Below are 1,154 nucleotides of genomic sequence, written 5' to 3'. Positions count from 1 at the left end.
GGCTCACCTGTTCCCATTCCGAACACAGAAGTTAAGCCCACCAGCGCCGATGGTACTGCGAAAGCGGGAGAGTAGGTCGCCGCCAGTTTTTATTTGAAACTCCTTCATCAAAAGATGAAGGAGTTTTTTTATGTCCTTACTTTAAAAAAATACATCAATGATCATTGATCAAGCATTAATCATTAATAAAAAGATCAATTAGTCATCAATAATAAAGAATGAGTATTTTTGCCTGATGCCTAATGCCTAATGCCTAATAAAAATAGGATATTGACAGTTAATAAAAGATGACAACCTTTAATTATGATTAACGCAAAGCAGTCTCAAAAAATATTCAAGATTATATTAAACTTCCTGCCTCCAACTTCCAACATTCCAAAATATCCACAAAGTTTGTCATCCTGAAACCTTTAGGTTCGACGTAGTCAAAGAATCTAAGCAAAGTATTAGGATAGTAGTATCAATAATGATACATATTCCATCAAATCTTCAAGGTTTTCAAAACCTTGAAGATTTGGATTAACATAAGACTTTTTAATACCTATATTAAGCAGATAATCTTTTCATTAATATTAAACTTAAATCATTGATAGAAAATACTTCTATTAAAATCTATATTGCATTAACATTTTAACTTTCTCCTAATTCTTGAGTTTAGTTTTAAATAATACGATGAATTGATGTCTTTCCTTTTAAACAAATAAACAAAAACTAAAAAGCTTCATGATAAATTATTCAGGTAAATACATTCTGGATAAAAGTCTATATTGTTAAATATCCCCCTATTCTTTAATTTCTTTGAACTTTATACTCTCAGACACGATCAATCCCGATCTTTTTTACTAAAAGCGAGCACAGGATCCCCCTGATTTACATTTAAAACTCTTCAATCACTGCTCTCTACTACCCTAAAACCCTCTGGTTCTCCCCACACTCTTAGTCTAAACCTCAAAAAAACAAACATTAGTTTAAAATTTTTAAAACTGAGAACCAATAAGTTATCCTTAAATATGAATTAAAAGTAAATTTTAAGTTAAATGTATTTGGAAGTAGGGGTAAAAAGGGTGTACTTTTGCCGCACTGAAAACGTAAAGAGTTCGGTAGCGCAGGAGAGCTTTTAGATAAGCGTTATTATTAGAAACTACTATAAAGAG

General features: G+C 31.1%; 1 rRNA gene. It reads left to right on the top strand.

What is annotated here, in order from left to right:
• Positions 1 to 88: ribosomal RNA gene (gene rrf / locus BLT04_RS18715) — 5S ribosomal RNA — on the top strand; the annotation flags it as partial.
• Positions 89 to 1,154 lie beyond the last annotated feature (1,066 nt).

The organism is Chryseobacterium soldanellicola, assembly GCF_900100115.1.
GTDB classification, from domain to species: Bacteria; Bacteroidota; Bacteroidia; order Flavobacteriales; family Weeksellaceae; genus Chryseobacterium; species Chryseobacterium soldanellicola.
The sequence above is the reverse complement of the archived record's forward strand: the minus strand, read 5'-3'. Positions and strand labels throughout refer to the sequence as shown.